This window comes from Catenuloplanes sp. NPDC051500, from assembly GCF_044454585.1.
Taxonomy (GTDB): Bacteria; Actinomycetota; Actinomycetes; order Mycobacteriales; family Micromonosporaceae; genus Catenuloplanes.
Genome location: NZ_JBITDX010000027.1, coordinates 70,082 through 84,201, shown reverse-complemented (window position 1 = coordinate 84,201; position 14,120 = coordinate 70,082). Strand labels below are relative to the sequence as shown.

Here is a 14,120-nt window from a genome sequence, read left to right as displayed (position 1 = left end):
AAAGGGCTACGGGAGGATCATGTCGCTTGCCTGGGCGTTAACTGGCTGAAATCGTGCAATGACCCACAGTTATAACCGAACGGTTGATGTCATGTCAGACAACCGTCTTTGAGGTTTATATCCGGACATATGAGGTGGGGGCCGTATCGCCTCTTCAGGACATGTCCCGCCGCTGTGTCAGCACGAACGCGGCGGCCGCGAGCACGACCGTGAGCAGGCCCAGGACCAGCGCGCCCTCGCCCCACATCACCGTGTACGTGCTGGAACAGTCCGCATAGAGCGTGCAGTTCGCGGACCCGTCGTAGAAGTCGACCGAGCCGTCCAGGAACGCGGCGATGTAGGTGCTCAACATCCACCGGTCCAGCCGTACCGCGTCGACCGTGTCCAGAACGATCCGCAGGCCCACCTCCCAGAGCACCGCGTACGCCGCGATCGTGCCCAGCGCCGCCGCCGTGTGCCGCCCGATCGCGGCGATCGAGAACCCGATAACCGTGCACCCGAGCACGAACAGCACGGCGCGCCCGACAAGCGCGAGCAGGCCCGGCCAGAACTCCCCGGACAGGTCACCGGCGAACCCGCCGACCTCGGCCACACCCCAGAACGCGCCGAGGTACGCCACGATCACCAGCGCCGAGAGCACGAACACGGACACCACCACGGTGAGCAGCTTCGCGCCGAGCACGACCGGCCGCTGTGGCCTCCAGAGCAGCAGGTTCGTCAGGCCGCCGGACGTCATCTCGGCCCCGATGAACGACGCGCCGACCAGGAAGCCGAACAGCGCCAGGAAGACGGCCACGAAGTAGAACAGGTCGGTGATCTCGTTCGCGAACACGAACACGCCGACCAGCTGGCTCTCCATCCGGTAGTCGGCCGGGTCCGGGCGGGTGCACTCGCCCTCGAACCGCTGCTCGGCCCGGCAGGTCTCGTAGTAGCGCTGCATGTCCGCGTACTGGGTGGCCGCGTCCCGGGTCGCCTGCTGGATCTCGGCGTCGGTCGGCGTGTGCGAGCCGGCCACCGTGCTGAGCACCGCGATCACGCACGCGCCGATCAGCAGCACGGTCATCACCTGCACGAACCGGCGCCCGGCCAGGCGCATCAGCTCGGCCTGGAGCAGGTTCATCGCGGGACCTCCGGTGCGAACTGGTTCGGGGCGGGCTCGGTGACTTGTTTGTCGCCGCCCGGCTGCGCTCCGGTCGCGGTGAGCTGCAGGAAGACGCTCTCCAGGTCGGGCGTGAGCGGAGCCAGCTCGGAGATCCACAGGCCCTGGCCGCCGAGCAGCTCGGTCAGCCGGGCCGGTTCCGCGAGGCCGTGCGCGACCAGGTGGTCAGGCGCGGGCGTGACCCGCATCCCGGCGGCCCGCAGCACCTCCACGGCCCGGGACAGCTCGGCCACGCGGACCCGGAAGTCACCGGCGTCGAAGCTGGCGAGCACGCCGCTGACCGGCCCGGCCAGCACCCGCCGCCCCCGCGAGATGATGGTGACCGAGTCGCAGATGAGCTGGATCTCGGCGAGGATGTGGCTTGAGACAAGCACGGTGACGCCCTGCGATGCCAGCAGCCGGACCAGGTCACGCATCTCCCGGATGCCGGCCGGGTCCAACCCGTTCGCCGGCTCGTCCAGGATCAGCAGCTCCGGCGCCTTGAGCAGCGCGGACGCGACCGCGAGCCGCTGCTTCATGCCGAGCGAGTAGGTCTTGACGATGTCCTTGCCCCGGTCCCGGAGTCCGACCTGGGTCAGCACCTCGTCGACCCTGGCCACCGGCACGCCACCCGCGGTCGCCAGCAGCGTGAGCAGGCGGCGCCCGCTGATGTTGCCGAAGAACTGCGGGCTCTCCACGATCGCGCCGACCCGGCCGATCACCCGCGGCAACGCGGACGGGGACTGCTGCCCGAGGATGCGCATCTCGCCCGCGTCCGCCCGGACCAGGCCGAGCAGCGCCCGCAGCGTGGTGGTCTTGCCGGACCCGTTCGGCCCGAGGAAGCCGTGCACCTGCCCCGGCTCCACCACCATGTCGAACCCGTCCAGCGCGCGATGCGTACCCCCGCGCAGCCTGCGGTACTCCTTGCGGAGCCCCGCGATCTCGATCACCGGTGGCATCCGTGTCCCCTCGTCGTCACGCGGGCAGCCTAAGGCCCGTTCCCGGCCGGATCGGCAAGCGCGCCGCGTCGTCCTACCGTGGCGTGATCGTCGCCACCCGGCACACCGCAGGCGGGCGGCCGAGGGCTCTCGTGGTTGGATGGGAAGCGTGTCTGAAGATCTCGTGATCGCCCTGGATTCGGCAAGCGTCGTTCGTTCCGGCACGCACCTGCTCCGGGACGTGAGCTGGCAGGTCGAGCTGGACGAACGGTGGGTGGTCCTGGGGCCGAACGGCGCCGGCAAGACCACGCTGCTCAACCTGGCCTCGGGCCGGCTGCACCCGTCCACGGGCACTGTCGACGTGCTGGGCGAGCGCCTCGGCCGGACCGACGTCAACGAGCTGCGCACCCGCATCGGCATCTCGACCGCGCACCTGGCGCAGCAGATCCCGGGCGAGGAGCGGGTGGTCGACGCCGTGCTGACCGCGGCCTGGTCGGTGGTCGGCCGGTGGCGGGAGAGCTACGAGAAGCAGGACGAGTCGCGCGGCCGGGCGCTGCTTCACCAGTTCGGCGTGGGCCACCTGGCCGACCGCACGTTCGGCACGCTGTCCGAGGGCGAGCGCAAGCGGGTGCTGATCGCCCGCGCGCTGATGACCGACCCGGAGATGCTGCTGCTCGACGAGCCGGCCGCCGGGCTGGACCTGGGCGCCCGCGAGGAACTGGTCGGCCGCCTCTCCACGCTCGCGCTGGACCCGGACGCGCCGGCGACAGTGCTTGTCACGCACCACGTCGAGGAGATACCGCCGGGCTTCACCCACGCGCTGCTGCTGCGCGACGGCTCGGTCGTGGCCCAGGGCCTGCTCCCCGACGTGATCACCGGCGACAACCTGTCGAAGGCCTTCGGCCTGCCGCTGGTGGTGGACCGCACCGCGGGGCGTTACACCGCCCGCGCGGCCTGACTCAGGAGGTACCCCGGATGACCCGAGTGGTCGTGGCCGGCAGCGCGAACATGGACCTGGTCGGCATCGCGCCCCGGCTGCCGCAGCCCGGCGAGACAGTGCTCGGCACCGAGTTCCTGCAGATGCCGGGCGGCAAGGGCGCGAACCAGGCGATCGCGGCCGCCCGGGCCGGCGCGCAGACGTGCTTCCTTGGCGCGATCGGGTCGGACGCGTTCGGCGTGACGCTGAAGGCGCGCCTCGGCGCATCGGGCGTGGACGCGTCCCGGGTCCGCATCGTCTACGGCACCTCCGGCGTCGCGGTCATCATGGTCGACACCAAGGGTGAGAACTCGATCATCGCCACCCCCGGCGCGAACGCCGCGTTCACCAACCTCACAGATCAAGAGCTGTCGGCGGTACGCGACGCGGACGTGCTCGTCTGCCAGCTGGAGATCCCGGTCGCCACGGTGATCGAGGCGGCGGTCGCGGCACACGCGGCCGGCACCCGGGTGATCCTCAACGCGGCGCCGGCCCAGACGCTCCCCCGCGAGCTGCTCGACGCGGTGGACCTGCTTGTGGTGAACGAGGGCGAGGCCGCCGTGATCACCGGCCGCACCCGGGACGAGCCGCGCGCGCTCCTGGACCACGTGGCCCGCGCCGTGCTCACGCTCGGCGCCGAGGGCGTCTGGTTCGGCGACCGGGACGGCGCCGACCTGCGGGTGCCCGCGTTCGCGGTGGAGACAGTGGACTCGACCGCGGCCGGCGACGCGTTCACCGGTGCGCTCGCGGTCGCCTGGGGCGAGGGGCGCGATCTGCCGGACGCGGTGCGCTGGGCTGCCGCGGCCGGGGCCGCCTGCGTGCGCCGTCTGGGTGCCAGCAACTCCCTGCCGATGCGCGCGGACATCGACGCGCTCTATGCGACGGTGTCCTGACCCGCGACGATCGGGTGGGAAAGCGCGTTCAGGAGAATGGTGCGCGATCCGACGTCTCCATGATGGGAGTTCGCAAGACTTTCCGGCCGGTATGCCGATGGGGTTCCCTTATAGACGTGACCGTCTATTACCGGGACGACAGCGTCGAGGTGACCTCCGCCCTGCTCCGGGTGGACGCGGCCGCGTACCCGATCTCGCAACTGGAGTACGTCTGGCACAAGAAGACCCGTTTCACCTCGCGTGGCGCGGCCCGGCGCCTGGTCCGCTGGCTGATCGTCACCGCGCTCACGCTCCCCGGCGTACTGCTCGCGCTCTGCGTGATCGGCCTGCCGTTCATCCAGGTCGACGGCGAGCTGCGGGTCGGCGTGCTGGTCCTCGGCATCGTGGCCGGCGTGGTGCTCGCGATCGCGCTCGCGCCGCTGCTCGAGGTGCCGCTGACCGTCCTGGACCGGATCAACGACCGCGGACTCGAGCAGCACGAGCTGTGGGCGCAGGTGGTCGGCGAGCAGGTGATGCTGTTGCAGACCCACGACGGGCTGCGGTTCGGCCAGATCTACCGGGCGCTTCAGCGCGCGGTCGAGGAGACTGGCTGACATGGGACGTCACAGCGCGTGGGCGCTCGCCGGTCTGCTGGCCGCGGCCGGCGTCACGCACTTCACCCGGCCGCGGATGTACGACGCGATCATCCCGGCCGCGCTGCCGGGCGGGCGGCGGTTCTGGACCTACGCGTCCGGCGTCGCGGAGCTGGCAACGGCCGCGGCGGTGGCGCACCCGCGCACCCGCACGCTTGGCGGCTACGCGGCGGCCGGGCTGTTCGTGGCGGTCTTTCCGGCCAACGTCACGATGGCGGTGGACCTGCGGCACTCGCCGCACCGGGCGCTCGCCTTCGCGCGACTGCCGATGCAGGTCCCGCTGGTGCTGTGGGCGTGGCGGGTGGCGCGGCCGCACCGTGCTCGACCGCGCGCTGCAAGGCCCGGTAGATCTGGTTGAAGCGGCGCGCGTCCGCGAGGTGCAGGAGCCGGACCTGTGCGCCGCCGATCATCGCCCACAGCTCGAGCTCGTGCGAGCCGCGGTCGTACGAGCGGTCGACGCGGTCCAGCAGCAGGTCCGCGACCGGCACCGCGGCCAGGCCGATCAGCACGGACCCGGCGACGATCGCGGCGGTGACCGCGATCGACGTGTGCAGCAGCAGCGCGATCATCAGGCCGAACGTGGCGGCGACAAGCGGGCCGAGCATTATGATGCCGAGCGCGCCACGGTTGACGAGGCCGCCCCACTGCCGCGCGCCGCGCCGGTGCCAGACCTGATCGAGCGCGGCGAGAGGGTAGACGCGGCCGCCGAGCAGCAGCCGGTCCGAGGTGACCTCGACCTCTGCGTCCCGGTAGTACGTGACCATGACTTCATGTTTACCCGAAACTCCGTTCCGTAGTCTGATCCGTACCCGACGGAGGGAAGGTCAGATGGGTGAATTCGTGCGGCTCGAGATCGCGGACGGCATCGGGACGATCCGCCTGGACCGGCCGAAGATGAACGCGCTCAACATTCAGGTCCAGGAGGAGCTGCGGGCGGCAGCGGCCTCGGCGACCACTGACGCCGCGGTGCGCGCGGTGGTGGTCTACGGCGGTGAGCGCGTCTTCGCGGCCGGCGCGGACATCAAGGAGATGGCCGGCATGGACTACGCGGGGATGAGCGCCCGGGCCGGCGCGCTGTCGAGCGCGTTCGACGCGGTCGCGCGCATCCCGAAGCCTGTCGTCGCCGCGATCACCGGGTACGCGCTTGGCGGCGGCTGCGAACTGGCGCTGGCCTGCGACTGGCGGGTGGTCGCGGACGACGCGAAGCTCGGCCAGCCGGAGATCAAACTCGGCGTGATCCCGGGCGCGGGCGGCACCCAGCGGCTCGCCCGGCTGATCGGCCCGGCCCGCGCCAAGGACCTGATCTTCACGGGCCGGATGGTGGACGCGGACGAGGCGCTCCGGATCGGGCTCGCGGACCGCGTCGTCCCGGCCGCCGACGTCTACACGACGGCGGTGGAGCTGGTGTCCGCGTACCGGGACGGGCCCGCGCTGGCACTGCGCGCGGCGAAGGCGGCGATCGACGGCGGCCTGGCGATGGACCTCGCGTCCGGGCTGGCCTGGGAGAGCCAGCTGTTCGCGTCGCTCTTCGCCACCGCCGACCAGACGATCGGGATGGAGGCGTTCACGGCCAAGGAGAAACCTCGATTCACCGGTTCCTGAGCGACGTTACCTCGGGGTAACGTGCGTCACATGACGGAGACGATCGAGGGGCACGGCGGCGATCTGGCGCTTGCGGCGCTGCGGGCGTACGGCGTCACGGAGATGTTCACGCTCTCCGGCGGCCACGTCTTCCCGCTCTACGACGCGGCACACCGGGCCGGTTTCCCGATCTACGACGTGCGGCACGAGCAGTCAGCGGTGTTCGCGGCCGAGGCGGTGGCGAAACTGCGCCGCACGCCCGGCCTCGCCGTGCTCACCGCAGGCCCCGGCGTGACGAACGGCGTCTCCGGCCTGACAAGCGCGTTCTTCAACGGCTCACCTGTGCTGGTGCTTGGCGGGCGGGCGCCGTCGTTCCGCTGGGGCTCCGGATCGCTTCAGGAGATCGACCACGTGCCGATCGTGGCGCCGGTGACCAAGCACGCGGCCACCATCGGCGCGGCCTCGGACATTCCCGCCGCGATCGGGGCCGCGCTACGGGCCGCGCTCACGCCGCACCGGGGGCCGGCCTTCCTGGACCTGCCGCTTGAGGTGGTCTTCTCGATGGCCTCCGCCGAGGTCGACGTCGCGGCAGCCGACCCGATCGAGCCCGACCCGGACGAGGTGTCGAAGGCCGCCGCGCTGCTCGCCCGCGCCGAGAAGCCGGTGATCATCGCGGGGTCGGACGTGTGGGCCGGCGACGCGGTGGACGCGCTCCGCGCCGCGGCCGAGGCGCTCGACGTGCCGGTGTTCACCAACGGCATGGGCCGCGGCGCGCTGCCACCGGGCCACCGGCTCGCGTTCTCCAAGGCACGGCGGGCCGCGCTCAAGGGCGCGGACGTGGTAGCGGTGATCGGCACACCGCTCGACTTCCGGCTCGGGTTCGGCGACTTCGGGTCCGCCACAGTCGTGCACGTGGTGGACGCGCCGTCGCAGCGCGCCACGCACGTCACGCCGGCCGCGTCACCCGCCGGGGATCTGCGGACGACTCTGCGCGGGTTTGCGGATCACCCGTCCGGTGGCCACCGCGAGTGGATCACCGGCCTGCGCGACGCCGAGGACGCGGCGGCCGCAACGCACGCTGCGGAGATGGCGGCGGAAACCGACCCGATCAAACCCTCCCGCGTGTACGGCGAACTGCGCGGGATCCTGGCGCCGGACGCGATCACCATCGGGGACGGCGGGGACTTCGTCTCCTACGCCGGCCGCTACCTCGAACCCGCGCAGCCCGGCACCTGGCTCGACCCCGGCCCCTACGGCTGCCTCGGCACCGGCCTGGGCTACGCGATGGGCGCGCGCGTGACCTATCCCGACCGGCAGATCTGCGTGCTGATGGGCGACGGCGCCGCCGGGTTCTCGCTCATGGACGCGGAGTCGCTCGCCCGGCAGCACCTGCCCGTGGTGATCGTGGTCGGCAACAACGGCATCTGGGGCCTGGAGAAACACCCGATGCGGGCGATGTACGGCTACGACGTCGCCGCCGACCTGCAACCGGAGCTGCGGTACGACGAGGTGGTGCGCGCGCTCGGCGGCGCGGGCGAGACGGTGGCGAAGGCGGGTGACCTGGCACCGGCGCTGGAGCGGGCGTTCGCGTCAGGCGTGCCGTACCTGGTCAACGTGCTCACCGACCCCGCCGACGCCTACCCCAGGTCAAGCAATCTTGCTTGACCTGGGTCTGCTCTTGCCCCCACGGACCAGGCAGGGAGGAGCCCCCCGGGCGACGACCGGTGTCGCCGGGAGGCCTCGGGCGGTGATGCGCGATCAACTCGGCATATTTTGATCTTGATCTTGATCCGCCAGTGGAGTGCGTCTCAGACCGTGCTGCCGAACACCTCGTCGCGGACCGCGTCAAGCGCGGTGCGCAGCGCGCCTTGCAGCACCGGCTCCTCCGTCACCTCGGTGACCACCACCTTCGGGGAGACCAGGGTGGTGGCGGCGACCTCGTGCTGGACGCGTTCCGCGAGTGCGCTGCCGCCGGCCTGGCCGACCTCGCCGGCCAGCACCACCATCGGCGGATCGAGCACGATCGCGGCGCTGGCCACCCCGAGCGCGAGCCGCCCGGCCAGCTCGTCGAGGAACGGGCCGCCCTTGGCGCCGGCTGCCACCGCGGCCCGGACCACGTCGACCGCGGACGCGCCCCGGAAGCCGTGGTCGCGGCCGATCATCCGGACCGCCTCCGCGCCCGCGAGCTGCTGGAACGGGCCCTTGACATTGCGCTTGCTGGCGTCGCGCGGGATCGGCGCGCCGGGCACCGGCAGGTAGCCGATCTCCCCGGCCGCGCCGGCGCTGCCCTGGTGCAGGCGGCCGCCGAGCACGACCGCGAGGCCGACGCCGCGACCGGCCCAGAGCAGCAGGAAGTCGTCGACGCCGCGGGCCGCGCCGACGTGCGCCTCCGCGATCGCGGCCAGGTTCACGTCGTTGGCGAACGCGATCGGCAGGTGCAGATCCTCGCCGAGCGTGTCCCGCAGCCCGTGCCGCCAGCGTGGCAGGTCCCAGGCGAACCGGATGTCCCCGGTGTCCGGCTCGACCAGGCCGGGCGTGCCGAGCACCACCCTGCGCACCGTGCCCATCTCCGCATGCGCGCTGCTGGCCGCCTGGACGACAGCGGCGTGCACCACGCCGACCGGGTCGTCGGTGTCCTTCGTGGACAGTTCGACGCGGCCGATCACGGTGCCGGTGATGTCCGCGCAGGCGGCCACCACCCGATCGGGGCCGAAGTCGACGCCGACCACGTGCGCGCTACCAGGCGTGACCGCGTAGAGCTGAGCGTTCGGTCCCCGGCCGCCGGCCTGCTCGCCGACCCGGGTGACAAGGCCACGCTCCTCAAGCCGTTCCACCAGCTGGGACGCGGTGACCTTACTCAGACCGGTCATCTCACCGAGCTGGGCCCGGGTGAGCGGGCCGCGGGACAGTAGCAACTCAAGCGCCGCCCGATCGTTCAAGGCACGGAGCAGGCGCGGAGTGCCGGGCCTCGGCGTGACGGCCATGCGTCCCCCTAGTATTTAGGAAACTTTCCAATTACTGTGGCAAGCCTTGACTGACGTAGCCGTAGCGTAGCTGTGACACCCTGACACCCTGGTCCCACGTACGGTCAGGAAGCCGCTATCTCCGGCTGGCATTGGGGGATTTTCATGGCCACCATCGATCCCGGTCTGCGGCGACTCGCGTTGGGCACCCTGCTGGCGGCGTTCCGCGGCCCGGTCGCGCCGGAGTGGGCCCGCGAGCTGACCGCGGAGGGCCTCGCCGGGTTCACGCTCTTCGGCTACAACGTGGAGACGCCGGACCAGCTGGCCGCGCTCACCGCGTCGCTGCGCGAGATTCGGCCGTCCGTGCTGCTCGCCATCGACGAGGAGGGCGGCGACGTCACCCGGCTCGCGCACGCGACGGGCAGCCCGTACCCCGGGCCCGCCGCGCTCGGCGCCGCCGGAGACGTCGAGGCCACCCGCGCGATCTACCGGTCGATCGGCCTGGACCTGGCCGCGCTCGGCATCAACGTCAACCTCGCGCCCAGCGTGGACGTGAACTCCGCCGACGACAACCCGGTGATCGGCACCCGTTCGTTCGGCGCCGATCCCGCGCTGGTCGCGGCGCACACCGCCGCCGCGGTCGCCGGCCTGCAGGAGGCGCGCGTCGCCGCCTGCGCCAAACACTTCCCCGGCCACGGCGACACCGTCGCCGACTCGCACACCGAGCTGCCCACTGTGGACGTTCCGCTGGACGTGCTGCGCGCACGCGAGCTGCCACCGTTCGAGGCCGCGATCAACGCGGGCACCCGCACGGTGATGACCGCGCACATCCGGGTGCCGGTGCTGACCGGGGACGACCCGGCCACGTTCAGCCCCGCCGTGCTTCGCGATCTGCTTCGCCACGAGTTCGGCTTCACCGGCTGCGTGATCACCGACGCGCTTGAGATGAAGGGCGCCGCCGTCGCCGCCGGAGGCACCGCCCCGGCCGCGGTCCGCGCCCTCGCCGCCGGCGCCGACCTGCTCTGCATCGGCGCGGACGTCGACGCCGCACTTGTCGAGGAGGTCGTCACCGAGATCGTCACCGCGATCGGCGACGGCCGCCTCGACCCCGACCGCCTGGCCGACGCCGCCGCCACGAACGCCGCGCTCGCCGCCTGGACCGCCCAGCCCGCCGCCGCCGGCCCGGTCGACCCTGACCTGCCGCTGTCGGTGGCCCGCCGCGCGGTGACCCTGACCGGCACGCTCACCGGCCTCGACCTGACCGCGCCGCTGATGGTCCAACTCGGCTCCGCGTCCAACCTGGCCGAGGGTCGCGTGCCGTGGGGCCTCGGCCCGTACCTGCCGAATGCCGAACTGCTTCACGTCGCCGCCGCCGAGGTCACCGCCCAGTCCCTCTGCGATCGGGCCGCCGGACGCCCGATCGTCCTGGTCGGCCGGCACATCCACCGCTACCCGGCCAGCCGCGCGCTCGCCGAGACGCTTGCCGCGTCCCACCCGACGGTGATCGTGGAGCTGGGCTGGCCGTCGCTCGCCTGGGACCCCGCGGGCGCCCGCGCGGTCATCCGCACCCACGGCGCGACCCAGCCGCTGGCCAAGGCCGCGGCGGAGCTTCTCACACCCTGAAACCCCTTCGCGGGTACGCCTCCGCGCCCGCCCCGGTTCCGGCCGCTTTTCCACGCCGGTGCCGAGGGCGGGCGTCAGTCCTCTGCGGGCCCGGGGTCAAGCGGTCAGCTGACGACGCAGCTCGGCGGAATCGTGCAGGTTCGTCATCTGGACGAACCGGCCCGCACGCACCTTGTAGATGGCGTACTCGACGATCGTGAACGAGGCACCGGTCGGGGCGACGCCGAGCCACTCCTTGGCGGGCGTGCCGGTGTTGATCGCGCGGACGGCGATGCCGTCCCGGTCGAACAGCAGCTCCTTGACCTCCCAGTGGATGTCCGGGACCGCGTCGACGATTCCCTTCAGGACCCCCACGACGGCGTCCCGGGTGCCGGGTTCGCCGCCGAGCAGCACCTCGTCGGCGATGAACTCGTCCATGCCGTCCAGCTCATGGGCGTTCAGCGCCGCGATGTAGCGCATGTACCACCCGCGTAGATCACTCTCGGTCATCGCATTTCTCCCTCTACGCACCGCACGCTTTTCTGCACCGATCGGTGCACAAGTGGACCGTAGCAGATCTACACCGATCGGTACGCAAGTCTGCGGAGGGGTGACGCCCACATCGTTGCGCCACCCTCACGTCACCGGCCGGCGCGGCGACTCGGGTCCGCTCGCGAAGCCGGCAGCCGTCTGCCGGCTTCGGCGTGGGCGGTGCGCATGATCGATGTCCGCGAGTTCGAGAGCCGTCGGCCGACCGCTGCGGGCGTCAGGCGGTGATGTCGAGCTCGGTGAGGAGCTGCTGGACCCGGGTGCGGATGTCGTCGCGGATGGGCCGGACGGCGTCGATGCCCTGACCGGCGGGGTCGTCGAGTTTCCAGTCCTCGTAGCGTTTGCCGGGGAAGACCGGGCAGGTGTCACCGCACCCCATCGTGACGATGACATCGCTGGCCTCCGCGGCGGCATGGTCAAGTTTCTTGGGTTGCTCGGCGGTGATGTCGATGCCGGCCTCGGCCATGGCCTGGACGGCGACCGGGTTGATCCGGTCGGCGGGCTCGGAGCCGGCCGACCGGACGACGACGCGGTCACCTGCGAGGTGGCGAAGCCATCCGGCGGCCATCTGGGAGCGGCCGGCGTTGTGGACACAGACGAACAGAACGCTTGGCGTGGCGGTCACGGGTTTTCTTCTCCGGTGATCAGTCGATGGCAGGGCTGCGCCGGTCGGCGAGGATGACGTCGCGCCGGCCCGGAGCCGATACACCGGCGGTGCGGCTCCGCGCCGGCCTGCCGGGCTGGGCTCATGCCGGGGCCGCCGCGTCGGCGGCGTCGGCGGCGTCGGCGTCGGCGTCGGCGTCGGCGTCGGCGTCGGCGTCGGCGTCGGGATCGTCGGCGGCGTCGGCGGGATCCAGGAACTGTGAGAGCAGGCCGAGTTTGGCCGGGAGGATCCAGTAGTAGACCCAGGTGCCGCGGCGTTCGCAGTCGACCAGGCCGGCCTCGCGCAGCTGGCGCAGGTGGTAGGAGATCGTCGGGCCGGTCAGGTCGAACGCGTCGGTGATGTCGCAGACGCAGACCTCACCGCCCTTGCGGGCCGCGATCAGCGACAGGACCCGCAACCGGACCGGGTCACCGAGGACCTTGAACGAGCGGGCCAACTCGGCGGCACCGTCCGGTGACAGCGCCTCGCTGACCATCGGCTCGCAGCACTCGGAACCGGCCGACCGTACCTTCTCTTGCCTAGACACTTCTCTAGGTTGACAGCTCTTTAGGCAGAAGTGCAAGCTGCATAGAGAGTCATCTAGACAAGGTGGAGGTGTTTCATGTCCCGTGTTCAGCTCGCGCTGCGGGTCTCGGACCTGGAAGCGTCGATCGCGTTCTACGCGAAGCTGTTCGGCGCCGAGCCGGTCAAGCGCCGCCCCGGCTATGCGAACTTCGCGATCGCCGAGCCGCCGCTCAAGCTGGTCCTGCTCGAAGGCGAGCCCGGCCGGCCGACCGTGATGGACCACCTCGGCGTCGAAGTCGAAACGTCCGAGCAGGTCGACGCCGCGACCACGCGGCTCACCGAGTCCGGCCTGATCACCCTGACCGAGGGCGACACCGAGTGCTGCTACGCGCTGCAGGACAAGGTGTGGGTCCGCGGGCCCGGCAACGAGCCGTGGGAGGTGTACGTGGTCAAGGGCGACTCGCACGTCGGCGACAAGCCGATCGCCACCGCGGAGGGCTGCTGCGCCGACGATGCTGCCTCCGTGCCGGCGCCGGCCGCTGTGCCGGTGCCAGCCGCTGCTGCGGCGCAGCCGGGTTGTTGCTGACGCCGCGGCGGCACGGCCGGGCTCTTGCTGACGCCGGAGCAACGCCGCCGGGCTGGTGCTGACGCCGGGGCAACGCCGCCGGACTGTTGCCGACGCCGCGGCGGCACCGCCGGGCTGTTACCGACGCCGCAGCGGCACCGCCAGGCTGTTACCGACGCCGGAGCAACGCCGCCGGGCTGTTACCGACGCCGCAGCAACGCCGCCAGGCTGTTACCGACGCCGCAGCAACGCCGCCAGGCTATTACCGACGCCGCAGCAACGCCGCCAGGCTGTTACCGACGCCGCAGCAGCGCTGACGGCGCCGGTAAAGCGGGATGGATCAGTCTTCGAGGCCGTAGAAGGACCAGCCGCGGTGCGGGAATCCCGCGTTGTCGGCGACCTTGCCGGAACCGATGTTGGTGACGTCGTGCAGGTAGGTGGGGATGGCGCCCTCGTCCAGGATGCGGCGGGCGGCCTGGGCTACCAGACGGCGGGCCAGGCCCTTGCCGCGAGCCTCGGGCTCGGTGCCGACGGAGATCTCGTTGCCGTGCTTGTCGTGGCGCTTGATGCCGACGCCGGCCAGGTAGGCGCCGGTCTCCGGGTCGCGATGGATCAAGACCTCGGGGGCGAAGACGCGCAGCCACTCCGGGACCACCGGGTCGTCGACCGGGACCCACTCGCCTGCGTCCGCGAACGGGGCCGGGTCGGTGGACCAGCGGAACACGCCCAGGAACGCCTCACGGTCGGGGGTGCCGACCGCGGCCGGCACCTTGGCCAGCAGATCCTCGGTCGGGAGGTCGACGAGCGCGCGCAGGCCGGGCACGCGCGGGAGCGGCGCGGAGAGCACGGTGCCGGTCGCCGGGGAACCTACGCCGAGGAAGGGATGGATTTTGCCGTCCCAGCCGGGGAGGGTGCGGCGCTCGGAGCCCACGACCGCCATCGGCTGGCGCGGCGGCCACTGGCCGAGCCACGCCACCAGGTGGTGATAGAGGCGCTTGTCCAGCATGTGGCGCTCCTTGCCGGTTTTCGAACGGAGTGCGGGACGGTCCGCGGGTCAAGGAAATCAGCTTTCCGACACCGCGGTGGCGATGCAAGCGAAGCTGACGGAGACCACA

Annotated in this window: 15 protein-coding genes and 1 pseudogene; 8 read left to right on the top strand and 8 right to left on the bottom strand. The window is 71.7% G+C overall.

Annotated features, from left to right (window positions below; genetic code table 11):
* Nucleotides 1-154: 154 nt before the first annotated feature.
* On the bottom strand, nucleotides 155-1,120 hold the full coding sequence (locus ACIA8K_RS35975) for an ABC transporter permease subunit (protein ID WP_396067657.1): 966 nt from the start codon (nucleotides 1,118-1,120) through the stop codon (nucleotides 155-157).
* Nucleotides 1,117-2,097, bottom strand: coding sequence for an ATP-binding cassette domain-containing protein (locus ACIA8K_RS35970; RefSeq protein ID WP_396067655.1), 981 nt, complete (start codon nucleotides 2,095-2,097; stop codon nucleotides 1,117-1,119). The genes ACIA8K_RS35975 and ACIA8K_RS35970 overlap by 4 nt, the downstream gene beginning before the upstream one ends.
* Nucleotides 2,098-2,236: 139 nt before the next feature.
* Between ACIA8K_RS35970 and ACIA8K_RS35965 the strand changes: the two genes are divergently transcribed.
* The 4 genes and pseudogenes from ACIA8K_RS35965 to ACIA8K_RS35950 all read left to right on the top strand — a co-directional run.
* Nucleotides 2,237-3,034: an ABC transporter ATP-binding protein gene (locus tag ACIA8K_RS35965; RefSeq protein ID WP_396067653.1), complete on the top strand. Its 798-nt coding sequence runs from the start codon at nucleotides 2,237-2,239 to the stop codon at nucleotides 3,032-3,034.
* A 17-nt stretch (nucleotides 3,035-3,051) separates the two neighbouring features.
* Nucleotides 3,052-3,945, top strand: a complete 894-nt coding sequence (locus tag ACIA8K_RS35960; RefSeq protein ID WP_396067651.1) for a ribokinase — start codon at nucleotides 3,052-3,054, stop codon at nucleotides 3,943-3,945.
* A gap of 116 nt (nucleotides 3,946-4,061) precedes the next feature.
* Nucleotides 4,062-4,538: a DUF6232 family protein gene (locus tag ACIA8K_RS35955; RefSeq protein ID WP_396067649.1), complete on the top strand. Its 477-nt coding sequence runs from the start codon at nucleotides 4,062-4,064 to the stop codon at nucleotides 4,536-4,538.
* Between the two features lies 1 nt (nucleotide 4,539).
* Nucleotides 4,540-4,758, top strand: a pseudogene (locus ACIA8K_RS35950) (hypothetical protein); the annotation flags it as partial.
* 25 nt (nucleotides 4,759-4,783) lie between these two features.
* On the opposite strand, the gene ACIA8K_RS35945 reads toward ACIA8K_RS35950, so the two are convergent.
* The gene (locus tag ACIA8K_RS35945; RefSeq protein ID WP_396067647.1) at nucleotides 4,784-5,341 is read right to left on the bottom strand and encodes a DUF6232 family protein; all 558 of its coding nucleotides are present in this window, start codon (nucleotides 5,339-5,341) and stop codon (nucleotides 4,784-4,786) included.
* 64 nt (nucleotides 5,342-5,405) lie between these two features.
* On the opposite strand from ACIA8K_RS35945, the gene ACIA8K_RS35940 reads away from it, so the two are divergent.
* On the top strand, nucleotides 5,406-6,179 hold the full coding sequence (locus ACIA8K_RS35940; protein WP_396067645.1) for an enoyl-CoA hydratase/isomerase family protein: 774 nt from the start codon (nucleotides 5,406-5,408) through the stop codon (nucleotides 6,177-6,179).
* A 30-nt stretch (nucleotides 6,180-6,209) separates the two neighbouring features.
* A complete protein-coding gene (locus ACIA8K_RS35935) occupies nucleotides 6,210-7,823 on the top strand; it encodes an acetolactate synthase (RefSeq protein WP_396067643.1) in 1,614 nt (537 codons plus the stop codon).
* 143 nt (nucleotides 7,824-7,966) lie between these two features.
* On the opposite strand, the gene ACIA8K_RS35930 is transcribed toward ACIA8K_RS35935, so the two are convergent.
* Entirely contained in the window at nucleotides 7,967-9,142 is a 1,176-nt protein-coding gene (locus ACIA8K_RS35930; protein WP_396067641.1) for an ROK family protein, read from the bottom strand.
* 144 nt (nucleotides 9,143-9,286) lie between these two features.
* Between ACIA8K_RS35930 and ACIA8K_RS35925 the strand changes: the two genes are divergently transcribed.
* Nucleotides 9,287-10,744 carry a glycoside hydrolase family 3 N-terminal domain-containing protein gene (locus tag ACIA8K_RS35925; RefSeq protein ID WP_396067639.1) on the top strand — a complete coding sequence of 486 codons (1,458 nt, stop codon included), beginning with the start codon at nucleotides 9,287-9,289 and terminating at the stop codon, nucleotides 10,742-10,744.
* A 96-nt stretch (nucleotides 10,745-10,840) separates the two neighbouring features.
* Here ACIA8K_RS35925 and ACIA8K_RS35920 read toward each other — a convergent pair whose 3' ends face one another.
* The 3 genes from ACIA8K_RS35920 to ACIA8K_RS35910 form a co-directional block, all read right to left on the bottom strand.
* Nucleotides 10,841-11,233, bottom strand: coding sequence for an ester cyclase (locus ACIA8K_RS35920; RefSeq protein WP_396067637.1), 393 nt, complete (start codon nucleotides 11,231-11,233; stop codon nucleotides 10,841-10,843).
* Nucleotides 11,234-11,489: 256 nt separating this feature from the next.
* A complete protein-coding gene (locus tag ACIA8K_RS35915; RefSeq protein WP_396067635.1) occupies nucleotides 11,490-11,897 on the bottom strand; it encodes an arsenate reductase ArsC in 408 nt (135 codons plus the stop codon).
* 121 nt (nucleotides 11,898-12,018) lie between these two features.
* Nucleotides 12,019-12,462 carry an ArsR/SmtB family transcription factor gene (locus ACIA8K_RS35910; protein ID WP_396067633.1) on the bottom strand — a complete coding sequence of 148 codons (444 nt, stop codon included), beginning with the start codon at nucleotides 12,460-12,462 and terminating at the stop codon, nucleotides 12,019-12,021.
* A gap of 75 nt (nucleotides 12,463-12,537) precedes the next feature.
* Between ACIA8K_RS35910 and ACIA8K_RS35905 the strand changes: the two genes are divergently transcribed.
* Nucleotides 12,538-13,026 (top strand): ArsI/CadI family heavy metal resistance metalloenzyme, encoded by a 489-nt coding sequence (locus tag ACIA8K_RS35905; RefSeq protein WP_396067631.1) that lies wholly within the window; start codon nucleotides 12,538-12,540, stop codon nucleotides 13,024-13,026.
* A 319-nt stretch (nucleotides 13,027-13,345) separates the two neighbouring features.
* Here ACIA8K_RS35905 and ACIA8K_RS35900 read toward each other — a convergent pair whose 3' ends face one another.
* Nucleotides 13,346-14,011, bottom strand: a complete 666-nt coding sequence (locus tag ACIA8K_RS35900; RefSeq protein ID WP_396067629.1) for a GNAT family N-acetyltransferase — start codon at nucleotides 14,009-14,011, stop codon at nucleotides 13,346-13,348.
* Nucleotides 14,012-14,120: the final 109 nt, after the last annotated feature.

Excerpts from the sequence above, each read along its gene's own strand:
- ACIA8K_RS35975 (WP_396067657.1), bottom strand. The coding sequence starts at position 1,120 with ATGAACCTGCTCCAGGCCGAGCTGATGCGCCTGGCCGGGCGCCGGTTC.
- ACIA8K_RS35970 (WP_396067655.1), bottom strand. The coding sequence starts at position 2,097 with ATGCCACCGGTGATCGAGATCGCGGGGCTCCGCAAGGAGTACCGCAGG.
- ACIA8K_RS35965 (WP_396067653.1), top strand. The coding sequence starts at position 2,237 with ATGGGAAGCGTGTCTGAAGATCTCGTGATCGCCCTGGATTCGGCAAGC.
- ACIA8K_RS35960 (WP_396067651.1), top strand. The coding sequence starts at position 3,052 with ATGACCCGAGTGGTCGTGGCCGGCAGCGCGAACATGGACCTGGTCGGC.
- ACIA8K_RS35945 (WP_396067647.1), bottom strand. The coding sequence starts at position 5,341 with ATGGTCACGTACTACCGGGACGCAGAGGTCGAGGTCACCTCGGACCGG.
- ACIA8K_RS35940 (WP_396067645.1), top strand. The coding sequence starts at position 5,406 with ATGGGTGAATTCGTGCGGCTCGAGATCGCGGACGGCATCGGGACGATC.
- ACIA8K_RS35935 (WP_396067643.1), top strand. The coding sequence starts at position 6,210 with ATGACGGAGACGATCGAGGGGCACGGCGGCGATCTGGCGCTTGCGGCG.
- ACIA8K_RS35930 (WP_396067641.1), bottom strand. The coding sequence starts at position 9,142 with ATGGCCGTCACGCCGAGGCCCGGCACTCCGCGCCTGCTCCGTGCCTTG.
- ACIA8K_RS35925 (WP_396067639.1), top strand. The coding sequence starts at position 9,287 with ATGGCCACCATCGATCCCGGTCTGCGGCGACTCGCGTTGGGCACCCTG.
- ACIA8K_RS35920 (WP_396067637.1), bottom strand. The coding sequence starts at position 11,233 with ATGACCGAGAGTGATCTACGCGGGTGGTACATGCGCTACATCGCGGCG.
- ACIA8K_RS35905 (WP_396067631.1), top strand. The coding sequence starts at position 12,538 with ATGTCCCGTGTTCAGCTCGCGCTGCGGGTCTCGGACCTGGAAGCGTCG.
- ACIA8K_RS35900 (WP_396067629.1), bottom strand. The coding sequence starts at position 14,011 with ATGCTGGACAAGCGCCTCTATCACCACCTGGTGGCGTGGCTCGGCCAG.